Source organism: Mesorhizobium sp. M8A.F.Ca.ET.165.01.1.1 (genome assembly GCF_004792065.1).
Classification (GTDB): domain Bacteria; phylum Pseudomonadota; class Alphaproteobacteria; order Rhizobiales; family Rhizobiaceae; genus Mesorhizobium.
The window spans coordinates 17,410-40,323 of the sequence record NZ_SRTH01000016.1 but is presented as its reverse complement, the minus strand read 5'-3'; the positions used below and the strand labels follow the sequence as shown (position 1 = coordinate 40,323).

General features: G+C 65.3%; 21 protein-coding genes and 1 pseudogene. 9 read left to right on the top strand and 13 right to left on the bottom strand.

Going from position 1 to position 22,914, the window contains the following annotated elements:
* From EN808_RS29275 to EN808_RS29250, 6 genes are all read right to left on the bottom strand, one after another.
* Positions 1–921: an ABC transporter permease gene (locus EN808_RS29275; protein ID WP_127278048.1), complete on the bottom strand. Its 921-nt coding sequence runs from the start codon at positions 919–921 to the stop codon at positions 1–3.
* 30 nt (positions 922–951) lie between these two features.
* Entirely contained in the window at positions 952–1,857 is a 906-nt protein-coding gene (locus EN808_RS29270) for an ABC transporter permease (RefSeq protein ID WP_127278049.1), read from the bottom strand.
* Positions 1,835–2,452: an ANTAR domain-containing protein gene (locus EN808_RS29265; protein ID WP_127278050.1), complete on the bottom strand. Its 618-nt coding sequence runs from the start codon at positions 2,450–2,452 to the stop codon at positions 1,835–1,837. Before EN808_RS29265 ends, EN808_RS29270 begins: the two co-directional genes overlap by 23 nt.
* Positions 2,449–3,543, bottom strand: coding sequence for a transporter substrate-binding protein (locus EN808_RS29260; protein WP_135917573.1), 1,095 nt, complete (start codon positions 3,541–3,543; stop codon positions 2,449–2,451). The genes EN808_RS29265 and EN808_RS29260 overlap by 4 nt, the downstream gene beginning before the upstream one ends.
* Positions 3,544–3,739: 196 nt before the next feature.
* Entirely contained in the window at positions 3,740–4,222 is a 483-nt protein-coding gene (locus tag EN808_RS29255; protein WP_135917571.1) for a hypothetical protein, read from the bottom strand.
* A 152-nt stretch (positions 4,223–4,374) separates the two neighbouring features.
* Complete coding sequence (locus EN808_RS29250) at positions 4,375–5,244, bottom strand: helix-turn-helix domain-containing protein (protein WP_135917559.1); 870 nt, start codon at positions 5,242–5,244, stop codon at positions 4,375–4,377.
* A gap of 93 nt (positions 5,245–5,337) precedes the next feature.
* On the opposite strand from EN808_RS29250, the gene EN808_RS29245 reads away from it, so the two are divergent.
* Positions 5,338–6,882, top strand: coding sequence for a 4-hydroxyphenylacetate 3-hydroxylase N-terminal domain-containing protein (locus EN808_RS29245; RefSeq protein WP_135917556.1), 1,545 nt, complete (start codon positions 5,338–5,340; stop codon positions 6,880–6,882).
* A gap of 5 nt (positions 6,883–6,887) precedes the next feature.
* Complete coding sequence (locus EN808_RS29240) at positions 6,888–7,397, top strand: flavin reductase (protein WP_135917554.1); 510 nt, start codon at positions 6,888–6,890, stop codon at positions 7,395–7,397.
* 320 nt (positions 7,398–7,717) lie between these two features.
* Here EN808_RS29240 and hpaR read toward each other — a convergent pair whose 3' ends face one another.
* Positions 7,718–8,113, bottom strand: a complete 396-nt coding sequence (gene hpaR, locus EN808_RS29235) for a homoprotocatechuate degradation operon regulator HpaR (protein ID WP_245511762.1) — start codon at positions 8,111–8,113, stop codon at positions 7,718–7,720.
* A gap of 215 nt (positions 8,114–8,328) precedes the next feature.
* On the opposite strand from hpaR, the gene EN808_RS29230 reads away from it, so the two are divergent.
* The 5 genes from EN808_RS29230 (at position 8,329) to hpaH (ending at position 13,151) form a co-directional block, all read left to right on the top strand.
* Positions 8,329–8,715 (top strand): 5-carboxymethyl-2-hydroxymuconate Delta-isomerase, encoded by a 387-nt coding sequence (locus tag EN808_RS29230; RefSeq protein ID WP_135917552.1) that lies wholly within the window; start codon positions 8,329–8,331, stop codon positions 8,713–8,715.
* 12 nt (positions 8,716–8,727) lie between these two features.
* The gene (gene hpaE, locus EN808_RS29225; RefSeq protein WP_135917550.1) at positions 8,728–10,245 is read left to right on the top strand and encodes a 5-carboxymethyl-2-hydroxymuconate semialdehyde dehydrogenase; all 1,518 of its coding nucleotides are present in this window, start codon (positions 8,728–8,730) and stop codon (positions 10,243–10,245) included.
* Between the two features lie 14 nt (positions 10,246–10,259).
* On the top strand, positions 10,260–11,240 hold the full coding sequence (gene hpaD, locus EN808_RS29220; RefSeq protein ID WP_135917548.1) for a 3,4-dihydroxyphenylacetate 2,3-dioxygenase: 981 nt from the start codon (positions 10,260–10,262) through the stop codon (positions 11,238–11,240).
* 238 nt (positions 11,241–11,478) lie between these two features.
* Positions 11,479–12,348 (top strand): fumarylacetoacetate hydrolase family protein, encoded by an 870-nt coding sequence (locus EN808_RS29210; RefSeq protein ID WP_135917546.1) that lies wholly within the window; start codon positions 11,479–11,481, stop codon positions 12,346–12,348.
* Entirely contained in the window at positions 12,345–13,151 is an 807-nt protein-coding gene (gene hpaH, locus EN808_RS29205) for a 2-oxo-hept-4-ene-1,7-dioate hydratase (RefSeq protein ID WP_135917544.1), read from the top strand. Before EN808_RS29210 ends, hpaH begins: the two co-directional genes overlap by 4 nt.
* 24 nt (positions 13,152–13,175) lie before the next feature.
* On the opposite strand, the gene EN808_RS29200 is transcribed toward hpaH, so the two are convergent.
* From EN808_RS29200 to EN808_RS29175, 6 genes are read right to left on the bottom strand one after another with little or no spacing between them, the layout of a single operon-like run.
* Positions 13,176–14,198, bottom strand: a complete 1,023-nt coding sequence (locus EN808_RS29200) for a phosphotransferase (RefSeq protein ID WP_135917542.1) — start codon at positions 14,196–14,198, stop codon at positions 13,176–13,178.
* The gene (locus tag EN808_RS29195) at positions 14,195–15,490 is read right to left on the bottom strand and encodes an aminotransferase class III-fold pyridoxal phosphate-dependent enzyme (protein WP_189524193.1); all 1,296 of its coding nucleotides are present in this window, start codon (positions 15,488–15,490) and stop codon (positions 14,195–14,197) included. Before EN808_RS29195 ends, EN808_RS29200 begins: the two co-directional genes overlap by 4 nt.
* A gap of 48 nt (positions 15,491–15,538) precedes the next feature.
* On the bottom strand, positions 15,539–16,888 hold the full coding sequence (locus EN808_RS29190; RefSeq protein WP_135917538.1) for an aminotransferase class III-fold pyridoxal phosphate-dependent enzyme: 1,350 nt from the start codon (positions 16,886–16,888) through the stop codon (positions 15,539–15,541).
* A 21-nt stretch (positions 16,889–16,909) separates the two neighbouring features.
* Positions 16,910–17,578, bottom strand: coding sequence for an HAD-IA family hydrolase (locus EN808_RS29185; RefSeq protein ID WP_135917536.1), 669 nt, complete (start codon positions 17,576–17,578; stop codon positions 16,910–16,912).
* The gene (locus EN808_RS29180; protein ID WP_189524186.1) at positions 17,575–18,846 is read right to left on the bottom strand and encodes a Tm-1-like ATP-binding domain-containing protein; all 1,272 of its coding nucleotides are present in this window, start codon (positions 18,844–18,846) and stop codon (positions 17,575–17,577) included. Before EN808_RS29180 ends, EN808_RS29185 begins: the two co-directional genes overlap by 4 nt.
* A complete protein-coding gene (locus tag EN808_RS29175; RefSeq protein ID WP_135917534.1) occupies positions 18,846–19,616 on the bottom strand; it encodes an IclR family transcriptional regulator in 771 nt (256 codons plus the stop codon). The genes EN808_RS29180 and EN808_RS29175 overlap by 1 nt, the downstream gene beginning before the upstream one ends.
* Positions 19,617–19,803: 187 nt before the next feature.
* Here EN808_RS29175 and EN808_RS29170 point away from each other — a divergent pair, with 187 nt between their 5' ends.
* Entirely contained in the window at positions 19,804–21,252 is a 1,449-nt protein-coding gene (locus EN808_RS29170; protein WP_135917532.1) for an APC family permease, read from the top strand.
* A 59-nt stretch (positions 21,253–21,311) separates the two neighbouring features.
* Positions 21,312–22,789: pseudogene (locus EN808_RS29165) on the top strand (aldehyde dehydrogenase family protein).
* The last annotated feature ends 125 nt before the right edge of the window (positions 22,790–22,914 follow it).

Genomic DNA, 22,914 nt, shown 5'->3' with positions numbered 1-22,914 from the left:
TCATCTCAGTTTGATACGGGGGTCGATGAACGGCGCGATGATGTCGGCCAAGAGGTTGCCGAGCACGATGGCGAAGGCCGATACCAGCGTGACGCCCATGATGATCGGGATGTCGACACGCTGGATGGCTTGCCAGGCGAGCTGGCCGATGCCGGGCCAGCCGAACACGCTTTCAACGACGACGATGCCGCCCATGAAGATGCCGATGTCGATGCCGATCATGGCGATGACCGGCAGGATGGCGTTGGGCAGAGCATGGCGGAAAATGATGGCGCCCCGTGCCAGCCCTTTCGCACGCGCGGTGCGCACGTAATCCTGGCGCAGCACGTCGATCATCGACGAGCGCATCATGCGCGCGTACCAGCCGGCGCCGAGAATGCCCATGGTGAGCGAGGGCAGCACGAGATGGCGCCAGGTGCCGTAACCACCGATCGGAAACCAGCTCAGCCTAACCGCAAAAACGTAGAGCAGCAAAAGGCCGACGACGAATTGCGGCGCCGAGACGCCGACGAAGGAGGCGACCATCAAGGTCTGATCGGTGGCGGTGCCGCGCTTGACGGCGGCGATCAGGCCCATCGAGAGGCCGATCAGCAATTCGCACAGGATGGCGCCGACCATCAGAAGCAGGCTGGCCGGCAGCCGCGAGACGATGAGCTCGGTGACTTCGGAGCGCTGGATGTAGGAGCGGCCGAGATCGCCGCCGACGAGCTTCACCAGATAGTGCCAGTACTGGACGACGAAGGGCTGGTCGAGGCCGAGCTGCTGGCGGATGTTCTCCACCGTCTGCGGCGTGGCGCTGCGGCCGGCGATCTGGCGCACCGGATCGGCGGGCAGGAGATAGAGCAGCGCGAAGGTGATCAGCGAGACGCCGAGCAGGATGAGCAGCGACTGGATCAGTCGGCGGCCGAGATAGGCGATCATGACCGGCCTCCCATTATTCCCGGCCCCCCATTATTCCCGGCCCCTTTGCGTCGGGTCGAGGATGTCGCGCAGCGCGTCGCCGATCAGGTTGAAGGCCAGCGCCAGCGCCAGGATCGCGGCGCCGGGAAAAAACACCAGCCAGGGTGCGGCCTGGAAATAGGTCTGGTTCTCGAAGATGATGTTGCCCCACGATGCCGTCGGCGGCTGCACGCCGATACCGAGGAAGGAAAGCGTCGCCTCCAGCAGCACCGTGGTCGAGATGCCGAGCGTGCCCCAGACGATGATGGTGGGCAGGAGATGCGGCAGTATGTGGCGAAACAGGATGCGCGGCGCGCTCGCGCCGATGGTGCGCTCGGCGTCGATGAACTCGCGTTCGGCGAGCGACGAGGTTTCGGTGTAGATGACGCGCGCGGTCTGCACCCAGTTGACCAGGGCGATGACCATGGCGACGATCCAGAGGCTGGGCTGGAACACCGCCGCCAGGCAGATGGCCAGCAGCAGCGCCGGGAAGGCCATCATCAGATCGGTGAAACGCATCAGCGCGCTGCCGACCCAGCCGCGGAAATAGCCCGCGCTGACGCCGACAAGCGTGCCTATGAGCAGCGCCACGCCATTGGCGACGATGCCGATGATCAGCGAGGTGCGCGCGCCGTAGAGGATGCGGGTCAGAAGATCGCGCCCGAGCAGGTCGGTGCCCAGCCAGAATTTCGCGGTCGGCGGCAGCGGCGAGCCCTCGATGGTCAGGCCGTCGAACATCTGCTCGTTGGGATCGTAGCCGGTCAGCCACGGCGCCAGGATCGCGCCGGCGACGACGATGGCCACGATGACCAAGCCGAGCAGCGCCAGGCGGCGCTTGGTCAGCCGGCGCCAGACGCCGGCGCGCGGCTTGGCCGGCATGCGCCCGGCCGTGAGATTAGGCGCGATGGGACTGGTCATCGCCGCCTTCCTCTTCGGTCTTGGCCTCGTCCGTCATCGCCACGATACGGCGCGCGGCGTCCTCGACGCTGATCTGCCAGCTCATCGCCAGCGAGCGCAGCTGCGCATAGGCGCGGTCGTCGTCGCCGCCTTTCGACAAAGCCGAGACAGCCCGCACGATGGTCTGGCGCTCGGCGACACGCTGGCGCAGCGCGGCGATCTCGCCGGCTAAATGCTTTCGAGCCTCGAAACTCTGGCGCGCGATCAGCAGCGCGCTGTAGACGCCGGCATTGCCGACCGGCTTCAGGAGCTGGGCATCGGCCTTGTGCGACAGCGCCCATTCGATGCGGCCGGGCGCTTCGGAACCGATCAGCGCCACCAGCGGCATCGGCGCCTCGCCCGGCTTCCAGGGGAATTGCTCGTCGAAGCCGAGATCGGCGTCGAAGAAGACGAAGTCGGCGGCCAGCGCCTCCGGCGCCAGTTCCGGCCAGCAGTCCACGGTGACAAGCCCGATGGCCGACAATTGCCTGGTGATCGCCTGCACCGTCGGGTGCGGGCGATGCAGGACAAAGGCCCTGGCGCCGCCGAGATTGGGGATGCGCGGGGTTCGGGTCACGACACCACCCTGAGGCGTGGCCGGCCGAATGTCTTTGCGGGGTCGTAGCGCGACAGATACGGGTCCGGCGCGACCTCGTCCTCGCGGCTGACGACTTCGAAGAAGCCATCCGCGATCCGCCCGATGATGACAGGCAGCGTCGCGTGCTGGGAATGGGCGTCGATGGCGATCGGGCCGAGGCGGGTGGAAAAGCGCCGTTCGGCGAAGGCCTTGGAAAATTCCGCCGGGCCGGCGTCGGGATCGCGCGACAGCACGTCGGCCATCACCTGCACAGAGGCATAGGCGGAGGCTTCGAAGGAGGAGGCGAAGGCGGCCGGCCTTGGCGCGAAATAGGGCCCGACCGACAGATGGCCCTTGCCGGTCTCGCCGATCGCCGGCAGCTCACCCTCGGTGAGGTTGCAGGAGATGACCGGGCAGTTTTGCGAACTGAAGGCGGGATCCTCAACGCCCAGGTCACGATAGGCCGCCAGGAAGGCATAGGACGAGGTGCCGATCAGATTGTTGAGGACGAAGTTCGGCCGCGTCGCCCGGATTTCGGCGATCAGCCGCGACACGTCGATCTCGCCGATGCGCAGGTAGCGCTCGCCCAGCACCTTGCCACCGGCGTCCGCGATCAGGTCGCGCGCGACGCGGTTCATCTCCCAGCCCCAGATGTAGTTCGACCCGAGTAGAAAACCGTTGGCGCCGAAGCGCGGCACGACATGAGCCAGCAGCGGCACCAGGTGCTGGTTGGGGCAGGCGTGCATGTAGACGACATGCTCGTTGGCCTCGAAACCCTCATAGGGGCAAGCATACCAGAGCATGCCGCCGGCCTTCTCAAGCACCGGAATCGTCTCCTTGCGGCTCCAGGAGGTGACGCAGCCGACGACATGACGGGCGCTGCTGGTTTTGAAAATATCCTCGCACAGCGTCGCGTAGCGATCGGCATTGCTTTGCGGATCGCGCTCGACCGGCACCAGCTCGATGCCTGAACTCCTGTCGGCGTTGATGTCGGCGATGGCGCGCATGGCGCCCATGCGACACGCGTCGGAAACGAGCTGATAACTGCCCGAGCGGGAATAGAGGATGCCGATTTCGATGCGCCGTTTCAAACAGGACCCCAGAAATGACAATGCCCCGCAGCCAGCGCCGGAAAGGCGAGGCATACGAGGCATGTTTGCCGCCCGGCGATCAGAGCCGGTATTTAGCCTTAGCGTATTCGGTCCGGCGGGTCAGTCAAGCCCTCAACGCCATCCGCGTCAAACAGCGAAGGCCGGCCATCGCTATTTCCCGCGAAATCCGCTGCCGCTATTTGGCGGCCGGCCTGTGTTGGCGGGCATAGGCCACGCAGGCATCCACGGTGCTGACACAAAGCGCGTCGCGCCTGTTTGGCAGATTGTTGTCGCCGGCGTAGGCAACTTCGGCGACGCGGCCGCCGAACATGCGGACCTGCGTGTCGCAATAGCCGCCGGGAGCGACATTGAGGGAGCCACCGAGCGCCGGGACCGGCCCCACCGACAGGGTCGGGACGACGATGCTGAGATTGCCGCGCTGAACGACGCGCTTATAGGTCCAGATCTGGCCGGATCCGCCGGCGTCCGCGGTGGCGGTTGGAAACCCCGCGCACATTCGAACGTCGGCCTCGCTGAGGCCGACCATCTCCTTGCGAGCCGCCGCCGCCGTGGGATCAACCTTGGCGATGCGCGACGTGTCGTCGGGAACGACGCAGGAAGACTGGACGACGACGATGAGACCAGAAAGGGCAAGCTTTCGAATACAGGAAAATGTCATACCGATTGTTGAGATCGCGTGGCGCCCCGGCCGCTCTCTCTACCTAGGCATGCAGGCCGCCGGATCAACCCGCGCACCTTCACGAAAAGGTGGCCATGGCTGCATCATCGGGGAAGAATGCTGGCCTCAGGCACAATCAATCAGCGTAAGGATCAATGCCCTTGCAACTGCCTCCGCCGCCACGCGGCCGGCGCCTCGCCGGTACGCTCGCGGAAGAAGCGGGAGAAATAGGCCGGATCGTCGAAGCCGATTTCGTAGGCGATGTCCTCGACCGTGCGCACGGTGAACAGCAGCAGCCGCTTGGCTTCCAGCAACCGGCGCTCGCCGACCACCCGCTTGACGCCGCTGCCCAGCACCGCATGGGCGGCCTTGTCGAGCAAATGCGGCGTCGTGGCGAGGGCCTCGACGTAGCGGTCGACCGGCCAGTTGTCGCGGAAATGCGCATCGACGAGCCTCCGCAGCCCCCGCGCCAGTGACGTGTCGGAAGAGCCCCGGGCATCCGTCGCCTCAGGAGCGAGCCTCGCTATATGGGAGAGCGCGACAGCGATCAGCGCCGGCAGCACCTTGTCGCTGCCGCCCTGCGCCTCGGCGTATTCGGCGGCGATCATGTCCAGCACCGTTGCCAGCCTTTGCCATGCGGCGTGCTGGGGCAGGGCGTCGGTGAAGACCGGCCGGTCGAGCGGCAGCAGGCTGTGGCCAGCAAGCGTGGCGAGCGCATCGTCGGCGACCGAGACGACGATGGCGTCGGTACCTGGCCCGATCGAAAAACCATGCACGATGGTGCTTGGCACGAAGCTGACGGCCGGCGCCGAAAAGTCCCAGGAGCGATCCTCGATGCGGTAGGTGCCGGAACCGCCGGTCCAGTAGGTGATCTGGCCCATCTGCGGGTGCTTGTGCGCGGCAACCTGGCCAAGGTGAATGTTGCTGCGGGCAAGCACCGTCTCGACATGCAGGAAGCCAACATCGAGCGGCCGCACCGGCTCGCCATAGACGAAGAAATCGGGGATGGAATTCTGGCTCATGGCGCCGGAAAAAGTCCAATCGGTTTTGCCGTTCCGTCCATACCCGATCGCCAGCGGAGGCGCTAGGGTTGCGGTACAAAGTGGAGGAGCATCATGCGGTCGGAAGATTTTCGCGCGGACAAAGCGCGCCCGTTCACCGGGGCGGAATATCTGGAGAGCCTGCGCGACGGGCGCGAGGTCTATATCAATGGCGAGCGCGTCTCCGATGTCACCACCCATCCGGCGATGCGCAATTCGGCGCGGTCGCTGGCGCGGCTCTACGATGCGCTGCATGACGGCAAGCGGCGAGAGACGCTGACCTCTGCGACCGACACCGGGTCGGGTGGCTATACCCACAAATATTTCCGCGTCGCGAAATCCTCCGGCGAACTCGCGGCCCAGCAGACGGCGATCGCCGAGTGGTCGCGCATGTCCTATGGCTGGATGGGACGCACGCCCGACTACAAGGCGGCGCTGATGAACACGCTCGGCGCCAACGCCGACTGGTACGGACCGTTCAAGGACAATGCGCTGTCCTGGCACAAGCGTGCGCAGGAAGCCGTGCTGTTCATGAACCACGCGATCGTCAATCCGCCGATCGACCGCCACAAACCGGCCGAACAGGTGAAGGACGTCTTCGTCCACATCACCAGGGAGACGGATGCCGGCATTTTCGTTTCCGGCGCCAAGGTGGTGGCGACGTCCTCGGCGCTGACGCACTACAATTTCCTGGCGCAGGGCTCGGCGACGGTGACGGAGGATCCGTCGCTGTCGGTGATGTTCATCGTGCCGATGAACGCGCCGGGGATAAAGATGTTCTGCCGCGTCTCCTATGAGCAGACGGCCAACACGGTCGGCGCGCCCTTCGATTATCCGCTTTCGTCGCGCTTCGACGAGAACGACGCCATCCTGGTGCTCGACAATGTCTTCATCCCCTGGGAGGACGTGCTGGTGCTGCGCGATGCGCAGAAGATCCTGTCGTTCCACCCGGCATCCGGCTTCATGCATGGTTACTGCTTCCAGGGCTGCACGCGTTTTGCCGTCAAGCTCGACTTCCTCGCCGGCCTGCTGGCCAAGGCGCTGCGCGCCACCGGCGGCGACGCGTTTCGCGGCAACCAGGCAGCGCTTGGCGAGGTCATTGCGCTCAGGCACATGTTCTGGAGTTTCTCCAATGCCATGGCCCACAACCCGATCCCATGGGCGAACGGCGCGGTGCTGCCCAATCTCGATGCCGCGCTCGCCTACCGCACCTTCATGTCGGAGGCCTATCCGCGTGTCATCGACACGGTGCGCCGTGTGATCGCGTCCGGCCTGATCTATTTGCCGTCGTCGGTGCGCGATTTCAACAATCCCGAGATCGACAAATATCTGGCGCAATATGTGCGCGGCTCCAACGACATGGGCCACATCGAGCGCATCAAGATCATGAAGCTGTTGTGGGACGCGACCGGCACCGAGTTCGGCGGCCGCCACGCGCTCTACGAGCTCAACTACGCCGGCGCGCCGGAAGAGGTGCGACTGCAGGTGCTGAAGGGCGCCGAGCGCGGCGGCCGGCTGAAGGCGATGGAGGAACTCGTCGACACCTGCATGGCCGACTATGACGAGCATGGCTGGACGGGCGACACCTGGTTGCCGCCACTCACTCCAACGGCGGGATGAAGCCTATGGCCGCGCAGATTTCGAAAGCCGATTTCCGCGACGCCATGGCAAGGGTCTGCGCGCCGGTCAACATCATCACCACCGACGGGCCGGCCGGACGCGGCGGCTTCACCGCCACGGCCATGTGCACCGTCTCCGACGAGCCGCCGACGCTGCTTGTGTGCATGAACGGACGGTCGACGCAGGCCGCCATGTTCCTCGCCAACCGGCGCTTCTGCGTCAACGTGCTGACGCATGACCACATGCATCTGGCAGGAAAGTTTGCCGGCGCGACCAGGGACATGGAAGCCCGCTACTCGTCGGCGCGCTGGCAGACGCTGACGTCGGGCACGCCGGCGCTGTCGGACGCGATCGTCAATTTCGACTGCGAGATCGAGACGGTGCACCTCGTCGGCACGCACAATGTCATGATCGGCCGCGTCATCGACGTCAGGCACGGCAGCGGCGGCTCGGCGCTGCTCTATGTCGACCGCAACTACACGCAGCCGACACGGCTGGGGAGCTTTGGCGGGTGAACAGGCCTTGGGAGCGCGGTACAGGCATTGGAGATCGGCCGCCGCCCTCTCAACCTCGTCATCCCTGGGCGGAGCAGCCGCGAAGCGGCGTCGCGGAGACCCTGGGATCCATTCCGTGACATTAGACGACGAGTGCAGCGGTGCAGAATCTGCACCGTGGGGGCGCTCAGGAGTCCCGGCATGGATCCTAGGGTCTGCGCGACGGAGCTTCGCTCCTGCTTCGCCCTAGGATGACGACACGATGGATGTCGCGGCTAATCGCGAAGGCGTGTTGCTGTCCTGGCGCGATCATGCGAGCCGCCGCGACGAACCGAAAAGCCTCAGCTCTCGCCGTCGATCAGGGTCTCCAGGAGATCGAGCAGCTGCTCCAGCCGTTCATGGCCAAAGCGCTTTTCGATGTCGTCATAGATGACGCGGCGCTCGGGCGAGAGCGCATCGATCAGGGCCGAGCCAGCCGGCGCGATGGTCAACACGACGCGGCGGCCGTCGCCTTCCGCCTTGTTGCGGGTGATGAATTTCCGGCCCTCGAGCGCCTTGATGATGCGGGTCAGGCTGGGCGGCAGCACCGAGGCGCGCTCGGCAAGCTCGGTCGCCTCGACCGGGCCGGCCTCGCTCAGCACGCGCAGAACGCGCCATTGCTGCTCGGTCACGTCATGCGCGGCAAGCATGGGGCGAAACCGCGCCATCACGGCTTCGCGGGCGTGAAGCAATGCCATCGGTAAGGAGCGACGAGTGTTTTCCGGCAGCAAGAAGCAGCGCCCCCAATAAATGCGGTGGTCGGCGAGTCTTGACCCCACATGGGCCAACGTCAAACCCCGACCTTTCCATCCCGTATCGTCGCCTCCAGCCCGATGCAAGACTTGACTTTGGGGGTACATCATGTAATTAACGCGTTAACTACAAAATGCAAGAATCCAGGGAACGAAACGCGGTGCCGCACTTCTCCATCGAGTATTCGGCCAATCTCGATGCCAAGGTCGACATGAGTGAATTGTGCGCGCTGGTGTTGCGCACGGTGCTCGACACCGGGCTGTTCGAGACCGGCGCCGTGCGGGTGCGGGCTTTTCGCGCCGACGCCTACGCCATTGCCGATCGCCTGCCGGAAAACGCCTTTCTCGATATGTCGTTTCGCATCGGTAGCGGCCGCAGCGCCGAGGACAAGAAACGCACCGGCGAGGCCGTGTTCACCGCGGTAAGCCAATACCTGGCAACGCTGTTCGAGACCCCGCATTTCGCCTTGTCGCTGGAGATCAGGGAAATCGACCCGGTGTTGAGCTGGAAGAAGAATGCAATCCACCCGCGGCTGCGCGGCAAGTGACGAAAGACCAACATGTCCGATCTCGAAGGCAATCTGAAAAAGGCGCAAGCCTACCTCGCCCGCTTCAAGCGCGACGGCGTGCTGAACCAGATCGGCGGCGAAGCGGTGCCTGCCGCCGACGGCTCGACCTTCGAGACGTTGTCGCCGGTCGATCTCAAGCCGCTGGCCAAGGTCGCGCGCGGCGGCGCCGCCGACATCGACCGCGCGGCGAAGGCGGCGAAGGCGGCATTTCCGGCCTGGGCCGGCATGCCTGGCGAGGCGCGCAAGAAGCTGCTGCACAAAATAGCCGACGCGATCGAGGCGCGCGCCGAGGAGATCGCCTTCGTCGAATGCATGGACACCGGCCAGGCGCTGAAGTTCATGGCCAAGGCCGCACTGCGCGGCGCCGAAAACTTCCGCTTCTTCGCCGACCGCGCGCCGGAAGCGCGCGATGGCGAAACGCTACGGACGCCTGGCCAGGTCAACATGACGACGCGGGTGCCGATCGGGCCGGTCGGCATCATCACGCCGTGGAACACGCCATTCATGCTGTCGACCTGGAAGATCGCGCCGGCACTGGCCGCCGGCTGCACGGTGGTTCATAAGCCGGCTGAGTTCTCGCCGCTGACGGCGCGGCTGCTGGTCGAGATCGCCGAGGAGGCCGGCCTGCCGAAGGGGGTGTGGAACCTGGTCAACGGCCTCGGCGAACATGCCGGCAAGGCGCTGACCGAGCACCCCGACATCAAGGCGATCGGTTTCGTCGGCGAAAGCCGCACCGGCTCGATGATCATGAAGCAAGGCGCCGATACGCTGAAGCGCGTGCATTTCGAACTCGGCGGCAAGAACCCGGTGATCGTCTTCGCCGATGCGGATCTGGAGCGCGCGGCGGATGCGGCGGTATTCATGATCTACTCGCTCAACGGCGAGCGCTGCACCTCCTCGTCGCGGCTGCTGGTGGAGGCCTCGGTCTATGACCGGTTCACCGATCTGGTGGCGGAGAAGGCCAAGCGCATCGAGATAGGCCATCCGCTCGACCCCAACACCGTGGTCGGGCCGCTGATCCATCCGGTGCACGAGGAGAAGGTGCTGTCCTATATCGAGATTGGCAAATCGGAGGGCGCGGTGGTCGCCGCCGGCGGTGGCAAGTTCGCCGGTCCGGGCGGTGGCTGTTATGTCAGCCCGACATTGTTTACCGGCGCGACCAACAGGATGCGCATCGCCCAGGAAGAGATTTTCGGGCCGGTGCTGACCGCGATCGCCTTCAAGGACGAGGCGGAGGCGCTGGCGCTGGCCAACGACACGCAATATGGCCTCACCGGCTATCTCTGGACATCCGACGTGACCCGCGCCTTCCGCTTCACCGATGCGCTCGATGCCGGCATGATCTGGGTCAATTCGGAGAATGTGCGCCATCTGCCGACGCCTTTCGGCGGCGTCAAGAACTCCGGCATCGGCCGCGACGGCGGCGACCATTCCTTCGACTTCTACATGGAGACGAAGAACGTCGCCTTCGCCACTTCGGCGCACGCAATCCAGAAACTCGGCGGCTGACCGGAGGAAACCAGATGCCCTTGCCCAAGCCCAACCTCTACCCCGCCTTCAACATCGTTCGGCTCAGCCATGTCGAGCTCGCGGTGACCGACCTTGCCCGATCCCGCGCCTTCTATGTCGACACGCTCGGCCTGCAGGTCACCGACGAGACATCAGGCGCCATCTACCTCAGGGCCATGGAGGAGCGCGGCCATCACTGCATCGTGCTGCGCAAGGCAACGACGCCGGAAGCCCGCGATCTCGGTTTCAAGGTTTTTTCCGACGAGGACCTCGACAAGGCAGAGCACTTCTTCAGGGGCAAGGGCCTGCCGGTCGAATGGGTCGAGCGTCCCTACCAGTCGCGCACCTTCCGCACGCGCGACCCGCACGGCATTCCGCTGGAATTCTACGCGACGATGGAGCGGTTGCCGCCGATCCACCAGAAATACGCGCTCTATCATGGCGTGAAGCCGCTGCGCATCGACCATTTCAACTGCTTCTCGCCCAATGTCGACGAGTCCGTCGCCTTCTACAACGAGCTCGGCTTTCGCGTGACCGAATATACGGAAGATGCCTCGAGCGGAAAGCTGTGGGCTGCCTGGACGCACCGCAAGGGCGGTGTCCACGACATCGCCTTCACCAACGGTATCGGCCCGCGCCTGCACCACGTCGCCTTCTGGGTGCCGACGCCGCTCAACATCATCGATCTGCTCGACCTGATGGCGACCACCGGCTACCTGCCGAACATCGAGCGCGGCCCCGGCCGCCACGGCATTTCCAACGCGTTCTTCCTCTATGTCCGTGATCCCGACAATCATCGCATCGAGATCTACTGTTCGGACTACCAGACGGTCGATCCCGACCTCGAGCCGATCAAATGGGATTTGAAGGACCCGCAGCGCCAGACGCTGTGGGGCGCGCCGGCGCCGAAAAGCTGGTTCGAGGAGGGCAGTGTCTTTGCCGGCGCGGAGGTGCGCCAGCCGGATTTGACGGCCTCGCCGATTGTGGCACCGTGATGGGCTATTGGGAGATGTTGGCGTTCCTTCGCGCCCCCCTCTGTTCTGCCGGACATCTCCCCCACTTGGGGGGAGATTGGCTGTCATCCCTGCCTTCGCCAATTTTCAACGTTGCTGGTGAGGCGCCGACGGCGCGGCCGGCTGATCTCCTACCTTGTGGGGGAGATGTCCGGCAGGACAGAGGGGGGCGCCGTAGAACTCGGCGATTCCGGTCGGCAAATAGAACCGGAGTTGCAGCATGAGCGCCCGCCTCGCCACCTTCACCGCCGGCGGCAAGACACGCTATGGCGCCATCACCCCCCAGGGTGTCGTCGACCTGTCGGCTCGCCACAGCCAATGGCCGACATTGCGCGAGGTGATCGAGGCCGGCGCCTTGCGGCGCCTGGCTGACGAGGCCGAGGCCTTCGCCGCCGATTTCCCGCTCGACGCCATCGCCTACGACATCCCCATTCCCTCCCCGGAAAAAATCATCTGCGTCGGCGTCAACTATCCCGACCGCAACGAGGAGTACAAGGACGGGCAGGCGGCACCTTCGAACCCGTCGCTGTTCATTCGCTTTGCCAGTTCCTTCGTCGGTCATGGCGCGCCGCTGGTGCGGCCGCCGGAATCATCACAGCTCGACTACGAGGGCGAAATCGTCATCGTCATCGGCAAGCCCGGCCGGCGCATCGCCGAGGCCGACGCGCTGGACCACATCGCCGCCCTGTCGCTGTGCAACGAAGGCACCATCCGCGACTGGGTGCGGCACGCCAAGTTCAACGTCACGCAAGGCAAGAATTTCGAGCGCACCGGCTCGATCGGCCCCTGGCTGGTGCCGTTCACGGACGAGGCGCAGATCGCCGACATCGCGCTGACCACCCGCGTCAATGGCGAGGCGCGCCAGCAGGACCGCACCAGCCGGATGATCTTTTCCTTCCGCAAGATCATCAATTACATCTCGACCTTCACCACGCTGGTGCCTGGCGATATCATCGTCACGGGAACGCCGACCGGCGCCGGCGCCCGCTTCGATCCGCCGATCTGGCTGAAACCGGGCGATGTGATCGAGGTCGAGGCCGACGGCATCGGCATGCTCAGAAACGGCGTCGTCGACGAGGCCGCACAATGACCCCAAGCCAAGTGGAAGAGGCCGCCAACCGGCTGTTCGAAGCCGAGCGTTCGCGCCGCCAGATCCGGCTGCTCAGCCTCGATTTCCCGGAAGCGACGATGGAGGATGCCTATCGCGTCCAGGCGGCGCTGGTGAAGCGCAAGACCGATGCCGGGCTGAAGCCGAAAGGCTGGAAGATCGGCCTGACCTCCAAGGCGATGCAATATGCGCTGGCCATCGACACACCGGATTCGGGCGTGCTCTTCGACGACATGTTCTTCAACGACGGCGCGACCATTGCCGCCGGCCGTTTCATCCAGCCGCGCGTCGAGGCCGAGATCGCCTTCGTCATGAAGGCGCCGCTGAAGGGGCCCGGGATGACCCTCTTCGACGTGCTCAACGCCACCGACTACATCACGCCGGCGTTGGAAATCCTCGATACGCGCATCGAGCGCGTCAATGCCGAGACCAAGAAGGCGCGCACCTTCTTCGACACCATCTCCGACAATGCCGCCAATGCCGGCATCGTCATCGGCGGGCGGCCGCAGCGGCCCGATGAAGCCGACATGCGCTGGATCGGCGCCATCGTCTCGCGCAATGCCGAGGTCGAGGAGACCGGGCTCGGCGCCGGCGTGCTCAACCATCCGGCCATGGGCGTGGCCTGGCTGGCCGACCGGCTCGCCCGCTACGGCCTATCGATCGCGGCCGGCGAAGTGGTGCTGTCGGGTTCCTTCGTGCGGCCCGTGGAGGCACGGCCGGGCGACACGATCGTCGCCGATTTCGGCGGTTCGGGAACGGTCAGCATCCATTTCGCGAAAGGCTGACGGTTCCCCGCCAGCCACACCGCCTCATTTGTCGCGCAAATAGGCCGCTATCACATCGGCGGCGATGTTCGACATGCGCAGGCCGACTTCGCGGGTGATGTCGCCCTCGACGCGGCTTTGCACCCAGCCCAGAAACGCGAAGGCCCGCAGCGCGGCGAACAGCGGCAGCGCAGCGATGTCCTGCGCGGTCAACTCCCGCTGCTGCCGGTAGCCGTCGAGCAGCGAGGCCTCGATCAGCGGATAGAGCGGCTCGTCTCGGTTCTGGTAGAGCGCAACCGCAAGGTCGTACATGTGCCAGCCAAAGCCGCAATCATCGAAGTCGATGATGCGCACCGCACCGTCATGGATCAGCACGTTCTCGCGCACCAGATCGGCGTGGATGATGCCGAAATTGCGGGCGCTGTGTTCGTGTTCCGACAGCGCCTTCACGGCCTTTTCCCGCGCCCGGAAAACCAGCTCGCGGCGCGCGCCGTCGAGGAAGGGTGAGGTCTCGAAGCGTCCCCAATTCGGGGCTGCGCCGAAGAAGCCGTCGAAGTCCCAGGCATGGCGGGTGAAGCCTGAAGGCGGCGTCCACGTGGCGGTGACAGTGTGCATGTGGGCGATGCATCGTCCGATCTCCCTGAAGACCTGCTCCAACTGTTCCGGCGTATAGTCCAGCGGTACGCCGCGCGCGCCGATGGCGCGGCCTTCGAGCCAGCTCTGGCAATCGACCTGGCGTGGTTGCGTCGAAGCCGCGGTCCCGACGAGCACGAACGGGTCGCCGGTCTGCGTTGCGATGGGCGACGGCGTGGCGACGCCGGCGGCTTGCAGAAAGCCCATCCATTGCAGTTCCCCGCGCAGTGCGGCATCCGTGTGGTAGCCAAGCCGATGCACGCGCATCACGGCCGGCCGGCCATCGGAAAGGTGGATCCGGAAGACCGCATTCTCGCGGTATTTCAAGAGCACCGGCTCGCCGCCGCGAACGCCCCAATGGTCCAGCGCACGTCTGGCAAGGTCGGTGACATCAGCTGCCGTTTCCGGCCCGGCATGCGTCGAGACGGCGTTCACCCCGGCACTCCGCCGACTTCGCCGACTTCGCCGAGCACCTCATCGAGCGTTTCGATCAGGACATCGGCGTTTTCGCGGGAAAACGGCATGGGCGGGCGGATCTTCAGCACATTGCCGTGAATGCCGGTCTTGCCCATCAGCACGCCACGGTCGCGCATCGCATTGATGACGCGGCCGGCTATGTCGGGCGCCGGCTCGCGTGTCTTGCGGTCCCGGACCAGTTCGGCGCCGAAGAAAAGGCCGGCGCCCCTGACCTCGCCGATCGATTCATGACGATCGGCCAGTGGGCGCAGCAGGCCGAGCGCATAGGCGCCGACATCGCGCGCGTTGGCGATGAGGTTTTCATCCTCCAGAACATCCAGCACCGCATTGGCCACGGCGCAGGAGACCGGATTACCGCCAAAAGTGTTGAAGTAGCGGAAGGCGTCGCGGAAGGTCGCCAATATTTCGCGGGTGGTGACGACAGCGGCGACCGGGTGGCCGTTGCCCATCGGCTTGCCCATGGTGACGATGTCGGGAACGAACCCGGCGCGCTGATGGCCCCAAAAATGGCTGCCGGTGCGGCCGAAACCGGGCTGTACCTCGTCGGCGATCATCAGACCGCCGGCTTCGCGCACCGCCGATATGGCGTCATCGAAAAAGCCGTTCGGGAGTGCCGGAAAGCCCTCATTGGCGAGCAGGGGGCAGAGGATCATGCCGGAAAGGCCGATGCCGTCTCTGGCCAGCGAGGCGATCGCCTCGCGCACGGCATCGCCGAAGGCCTTGCCATTGGCCATCGCATCTGGATGGCGATAGCTGTCCGGGGCCGGCACCAGCCTGACATGGTGGGCGCGGCCGCCGACCGGTGGCATGCGGGTTGCGAGCTGCGAAACGGCTGTGGTGTTGCCGTGATAGGTGGCGTCGGTGGCGATGATTCCAATCTGGCCGGAGGCCGCCTGCGCCATGCGCAGCGCGATGTCGTTGGCCTCGCTGCCGGTGCAGGTCAGGATGGCGGTGGAGAGGCTGGCATCGAAGGTGGCGGTCAGCCGCTCTACATAATCGAGGATCGCGGTGTGGAGATAGCGCGTGTGGGTGTTGAGCAGGCTCGCCTGCCGGCACAGCGCCTCGACCACATGCGGGTGGCAATGGCCGACATGGGCGACATTGTTATAGGCGTCGAGATATTTGCGGCCATCGGCGTCGTATAGCCAGACACCCTCGCCGCGCACCAGATGCACGGGCTCGTCGTAGAACAGTTGCGATTTCGCGCCGAGCAGCCGGCCACGCCGGCTAACCAGTGTTTCCCCAGCCAGTTCTTGCCGCGATTGGGCCATCGGTGTACCAAACCTCCGTTGCATGCGTCAGACCTTCGACAGGCCTGCGTCGATCGCCTCACCGATCTTCGCGACATCGGCGGCGCTGATGATGAGCGGCGGCGACAGGATGATGTTGTTGCCGGAGACGCGCAGCATGACGCCGGCCTCGTAGGCCGCCTCCGAAACGACAGCCATGGTCTTCTTGTCGGCGGGTTTCTTCGTCGCGCGGTCGGCAACCAGTTCCACCGCCGCCATCAGGCCCTTGTACCTGACATCGCCAACGATCGCGTGCTTGGCCTTCAAACCTTCGAGGACCGCCGCCAGTTCTGCGCCGCGCGCGGCCGCGTTTTCGTCGAGGCGAAGCCGTTTGGTCTCGGCCAAGGCCGCCAACCCGGCCGCGCAGCCGACCGGATGGCCGGAATAGGTGTAGCCGTGGCCGATCGCGCCGAAGCTGGTCTTGTCGGCCTCGAATACGTCAGCAACCTTGGCGCCGATCAAGGTGGCACCGAGCGGGAAATAACCCGAGGTGATCGCCTTGGCGATGGTCATGAAATCCGGCTTCACGCCGGACAGCCGCGACCCGGACCACGCGCCGGTGCGGCCGAAGCCCGTGACCACCTCGTCGGCGATCAGCAGGATTTCGTGGCGGTCGCAGATTTCCCGCACCAGCGGCATGAAGCTTTCATGTGGAACGATGACGCCGCCCGCGCCAAGCACAGGCTCCATGATGAAGGCTGCGATGGTGTCGCCGCCCTGGAAGGCGATCTCGTCCTCCAGCGCCTTGGCGCACAGCTTCGCCAGCCGCGCCGGATCGGTCTCGTCGAACGGGTTGCGGAAGGTCCAGGGTGCGGGAATGTGGAAGACGCCGGGCAGCAGCGGTTCGTAATTGCGGCGGAAATTGGCGTTGCCATTGACCGACGCACCGCCGAAATGCGTGCCGTGATAGCCCTTCTTCAAGGCGAGGAACTTGGTGCGGTCGCCCTGGCCGCGGATCTTCCAATATTGCCTCGCCAGCCGCAGCGCGGTTTCGACCGAATCCGAGCCGCCCGAAGTGAAGAAGGTGCGCACCATGCCTTCCGGCGCGAACCATTCCGCAAGTTCGTAGGCGAGTTCGATCGACGGTCCGGTCGAGGTGCCGCGAAAGCCGGAGTAGTAAGGCAGTGCGCCGAGCTGGTCGGCGATGGCTTTCTTGATCGGATCGCTGCTGTAGCCGAGATTGACGTTCCACAGGCCGCCGACGGCGTCGAGCACGGTGTTGCCGGCGATGTCGGTGACCATGACGCCCTCGCCCTTCATGATCACCTTGGGCGGATTGGCTCGCATCTCGGCCGGATGCGCCATCGGGTGCCAGATCGGCCTGGCGTTGGTCTCGGTGAGGAAGTTGATGTCGCGCATCACAAGGCTCCGCAAAAGGTCTCAGGCAACTGGAACGAGGCCGAAATGGCCGAGGGCCTCGGCATAGGAATGGGCCGGCCGGGCAACGTCGAAATGAACCGTGCGCATGCCGGCGGCACGGCCGCCATCGACATTGCGCTGCTGGTCGTCGACGAAGACACAGGCTCCGGCGGGCAGGCCAAGCGCTTCGGTGACAAAGGTGTAGGCACGCGGGTCGGGTTTGAGGATGCCGGTATAGGTAGCGTCGACGATCACGTCGAACAGGCCAAGCAGCGGCAACCGGCGGCGAAAGTCGGCGCCGTAGAACAGGTCGAGTTCATTGGACAGGATCGCCAGGCGAAATCCCGCCGCGTGGACGGCGCGGATAGCGCTGATGGCTTCCGGCCGCACCACCTTTTCGGGCTCGGCGCCACGCGCGCGCTGGACGAAGGTTTCCATCGCCTGCCAGTCCTCGCCGACAACGCGACCGACCTCCCGGGTCCGGGTGCGCCAATAGTCGCGCTCGCTGATCTCGTCGGCCTGCATGGCACGCCACAGCGGATCGCTGTCTGGACCGAACGGGCCGCGCCACTGCAGCGTTCCGGGCTTCAGGCCCAGCGCCTGTTCGGTCAAGGCGTGCGTCTCGAACAGCGTGCGGGTGACGACACCGCCGAAATCGAGCACCAGGGCCTGGGCGGGAACGGCGCTCACGCCGCGACCTCCTTGGCCGGGGCACCGCGCGGGATGATGCCTTCCTCGACCCAGCGGTCGAAGATTTCCAGCGCCTTGCCGACAAAGTCGTCGCTGTTGATATGGGCGTCGATCTCGTGGAACTCGACCCCGGCGGGAATGCCCTTGCGCATTTCATCGACAAAGGCGGCAAGCGCTTCGGGTTCATAAAGCGGCTCGCCCTGCGTGTCCCATTCCTGGATACCCCGGGAAGGCAGGATGAAGGCAGAGCGCCCTTTCGAGGCGGCGAGCTTCCCGGCGATGGTCCGGGCGACCTCGCGGCGGTCATCCGCATCGACGGTAACCGAGGCAATCAGCCTGTTGTGGGCGTGGAACGGGCGTTCGGAAAATTTAGCCGGCAAATCCTGCCAGGTCGGCAGGTCGACCATGTCGATCGCGCCGGGTGCCGCGATCTGCGGGATGCCGCGGGCGCCGGCATTCTCAAGCCGGTCGGCGCCGGAGCTGACGACGGAGCCGGCCAGATGGTTGGTGATCTCCTGCAGGCTGAAATCGAACACCGCGCAGAAATGATCCTGACCGGCGATCGATTCGAAGGCACGACCGCCCATGCCGGTGGTGTGGAAGACGGCGACGTCATAGCCGCGCCGTTCCAGCGCCGGCTTCAGCGTCTTCATGTAGCGCAGGCAGGAGCTGCCGAGCGAAGTCATGCCGATGGTCGGGCCTTTCGCCGGCGCGCAGGCACGGGTTTCAAGCATCATCTTCGTCGCACCGACGACCGCGCCGCAGGCCTGCGACAGGACGAGCTTGCAAATGGTGTTGAGGCCGTACAGCCCACCCGCCCAGAGGATCATCATCAGGTCTGGCGCGACCCGCTCGGGCGGGATCAGGTGCGAATAGGCGATGGTCGAGACGACGAATTTCGGCACGCCGAGCGGCAGGCAAAGCGCGACATCGAGCGCCAGATCGGTTCCCATCGAGCCGCCTATAGCGATGAAGGCGTCGATCTCGCCGTCTTGCTGGAGCTTGCGCACCAGTTGCACGGCACCGCCCGCCATCAGCGTCATGGCGGTGTTCTCATCGCCGCTGGAGATGATCTCGGCGATGGTGACATCCACGGCGCGGGCGACCGCGTGCTTGTCGTGATCGGGGCTGTAGGGCGGGTCGCCCAGCACGCTGACATCCAGCATAACGGCGCTGCCGCCCGATGCCTCGATGCATGCTTTCATGAACAGCAGTTCTTCGGCCTTGGTATCGCCGGTGCCGATGACCAGGATGCGGGGTTCGGACATCAGGCCTGCCTCCTCAGCGCTTGCAGATTGTCGCCATTGAGCCGCATCGAAATCTCGCGCGCGGCGGCCACCGCCGCAAGTCCCCGCTCGGCGATGTCGACCGCCGTCGTCCTGGCCTTCGGAGCCGCCACAGCGATGGTGCCGAGCGCGAACCCATCCGCCGCCAGGATTGCCGCCGCGACGCTGATGACGCCTTCTTCCAGGCCCTGGTCGCAGATCGAATAGCCGCGCTCGCGCGCCTCGCCCATGGAGCGCGCGAGCGCGGCCGGTTCGGTCAGCGTATGCGCGGTGAAGGCCTCCAGGGGAGTGGCCAAACATGCCTTGACGGCCTCGTCCCTGGCGAAGGCCAGATAGATGATGCCGGAGGCGGTCGAATGCAGGGGCAGGAGTTGACCGATATCGACATTGACCCGGTTTGCCCGCGCCGGATGCTCGACATGGACGGTGACCAGCCGGTCGATGCCATACTCCGACAGATGCACGGTCTCGGCCGTGGCACTTGCCAGATCCCGCACCAGCGGCACCGCGGTCTGCAGGAAGGGAAAGCGGGCCTCGCGGATGCGCGCCAGCCGCGACAGACCGGCGCCGAGCCGGTAGTGCCGCGTGGCGGCATCCTGCTCGACGAGACCATGGCCGGTCAGCGCCACCAGCAGGCGCCGCGTCGTCGCCTTGTCGAACCCCGACCGGCGCGCCAGGTCCGACAGTCCGAGCTCGGGCTCGGCCACGGTGAACAGCTCCAGGAGTGAAATCGCCTTGCCGACCGTACTCAACGCATTCCTCCCAGCATTGTGCGCCCCATAAGCGGCAATCAATTAACGTGTGAATTAACTTGACAGCAAGCCGCTTTGTTTGCAAGTCTATATTCAAAATAACGGTTCAAATAATGAACCACATCCAGAGCGTATGGGACAGGCCATTCGGCCGGCAAGCCAACCGGTTTGCAAACAGGAGGGACCAATGTCAGCAGTTTCGGAAGCGGCGCCGGCCAACAGGCTGCGCAAGAACAGTCTCGGCGTCGGCGCCATCACCTTGATGGTGATCTCGGCCGCCGCCCCGCTCACGGCGGTCGCCGGCGGCACGCCGCTCGGCATGCTGATGGGCAACGGCGCCGGCTTTGCCGGCACCTATCTGATCGTCACGGTGCTGCTGCTTCTGTTCGCGGTCGGCTATGTCGCCATGTCGCGCCATGTCGGCAACGCCGGCGCCTTCTATGCCTACGCCGCGCGCGGCCTGGGCGGCCTTGCCGGCGGCGCCACGGCGCTGATCGCCATCCTGTCCTACAATGCCATGCAGATCGGCGTCATGGGCCTGCTCGGTGCGGCAACCTCCGGGCTGTTCGCCAGCTGGGGCATCAACCTGCCCTGGTGGGTGTGGAGCTTCATCGCCATCGCCATTGTCGCCGTGCTCGGTTACCGCCAGGTCGACCTGTCGGCCAAGATCCTGACGGTGCTGGTGCTGTGCGAATACGCCGTGGTGCTGATCCTCGACCTGGTGATCCTCAAGACCGGCGGCGACAGCGGCCTCTCGGCGACCCCGTTCAGTTGGAGCCAAATCACCTCTGGCGCGCCGGCGATCGCCATCCTGTTCTGTTTCGCCGCCTTCATCGGCTTCGAGGCGACGACGATCTACGCCGAGGAAGCCCGTGATCCCAAGGTCACCATTCCGCGCGCCACCTACTTCTCGGTGCTGCTGATCGGCGTCTTCTACATGGTCACCGCCTGGCTGATGGCGGTGGGCGCCGGCGTCGACAAATTGCTGCCGGCGCTGCAGGGCCTGCAGGATCCGACCACCTTCCTGTTCGGCCTCTCCGACCGCTATGCCGGAACGCTGCTCACGCACGCGATGAGCATCCTGTTCGTGTCGAGCCTGTTTGCCGGCGTGCTGGCGTTCCACAATGCGGTTGCCCGCTACATCTATGTCTCCGGCCGCGAGAAGCTGTTGCCGCAGTCGATCGGCGTGACGCATTCGTCGCACCAGAGCCCGCATGTCGCTTCGGTGATCCAGAGCGTGCTAGCGGCTGTCGTCGTCGGGCTGTTCGCCCTACTCGGGCTCGATCCGGTGCTGGCGCTGTTCTCGTGGCTGACCAATGTCGCGACGCTCGGCGTCATCGTCATGATGGCGGTCGCCTCGCTCGCCGTGGTGATGTACTTCCGCGCCAACCCGTCGGCCCAGGAGAACGCGCTCAAGACCACGATCCTGCCCGGGCTGACCTTCATCGCCTTCGTCGTCATCATCTACCTGATCGTCATCAATTTCGGCAGCCTGTCGGGGGCCGGCGGCTTCCTCGGTGCGTTCCTGCCGGGACTGGTGCTGATCGCCGGCGTGGTGGGCCTGCTGCTGGCAGGCGCGTTGAAGAGCCGCGATCCGGTGGCCTTCGACAATCTCGGCGTACCGCTCAAGGATTGAGCGAGATATCAGGGCGGCGTATCACGCCGCCCCGCAGACCCTCCTGAAGCGAGAATATAATGATCAGTCAAAGTGCCATCGACACACTGCGCAAGGCGGAGATCGGCGCGCGCGGCCTGTTCATCGATGGCGCCCAAGCGGAGGCGGCAAGCGGCGCGAGCCTGCTGGTGATTTCGCCGATCGACGGCCGGCCTTTCGCCAGCATTGCCGACGGCAATCCAGCCGACATCGACCGCGCCGTGCGCTCGGCACGCAAGGCGTTCGAGAAGGGTTCATGGTCGCGCGCTGCCCCCGCTTTCCGCAAGAAGGTGCTGACCAGGCTCGCCGAACTGATCGAAAGACATGTCGACGAGCTGGCCGTGCTCGGCGTGCGCGACAATGGCACCGAGATCGGCATGGCCTACAAGGCCGAGCCGCTGTCGGCGGCCGGCACCATCCGCTACTACGCTGAGGCGATCGACAAGGTCTATGGCGAGATCGCGCCGACCGCCGACAACGTGCTTGGGCTGATCCACAAGGAGCCGCTCGGCGTCGTCGGCGTCATCGTTCCCTGGAACTTCCCGTTGATGATCGGCGCCTGGAAGATCGCGCCGGCGCTGGCCGCCGGCAATTGCGTGGTGGTCAAGCCGCCGGAGATCGCCTCGCTGACGCTGCTGCGGCTGGCCGAACTGGCTGCCGAAGCCGGGCTGCCCGCCGGCGTGCTCAATGTCGTGACCGGCAGGGGCGCGGTCACCGGCGAGGCGCTCGGCCTGCATGGGGATGTCGACGCCATCGCCTTCACCGGCTCGGGACCGGTCGGCCGCCGCCTGCTCGAATACTCCGCCCGTTCCAATCTGAAGCGCGTCTCGGCGGCAAGTCACCCAACATCGTCTTTGCCGACGCGCCGGACCTGAAACAGGCGGCTGTCGTCTCGGCCAACGGCATCTTCCGCAATTCCGGCCAGGTCTGCGTCGCCGGCTCGCGGCTGCTTGTCCAGGCCTCCGTCTATGACCGTTTCATGGACGAACTGCTCTCGGCGACCACAAGGCTGAAGGTCGGCGATCCGCTCGATCTCGCAAGCGATGTCGGCGCGGTGTCGAGCGCGGAGCAGCTGGACAAGAATCTTGGTTTCGTCGCCAAGGCCACTGAAGAAGGCGCGAGGCTGATCACCGGCGGCGAACGGATCCTGGCCGAGACCGGCGGCAGCTATATGGCGCCGACGATCTTCGAGAACGTGACGCAGGACATGCAGCTTGCCCGCGAAGAGGTGTTCGGGCCGGTGCTCGGCGTGATGCGCTTCGAGACCGAGGAGGAAGCGGTGCGGCTTGCCAACTCGACGGTCTACGGGCTCGCCTCGGCGGTGTGGACATCAAATCTTGCCACCGCGCATCGCATGGTGCGCGCCATCAACGCCGGCGTCGTCCACGTCAACACCTATGGCGGCGCCGACGTCACCGTGCCGCTCGGCGGCGTCAAGCAATCCGGCTTCGGCCGCGACAAGTCGCTGCACGCGCTGGAGAAGTATCTCGAACTGAAGACGACATGGATTGCCCTTTGAGGAGCCGCCGGGTTCGCTGAGGACCTCACCGCTTCTCGACGCCCGCCGGATCGACCGCAACCGTTGCGGGCGATCCTGGGCGTCTTTTACTCCCTTCTTCAAAATTTTTGAGAGAATATTCCCGG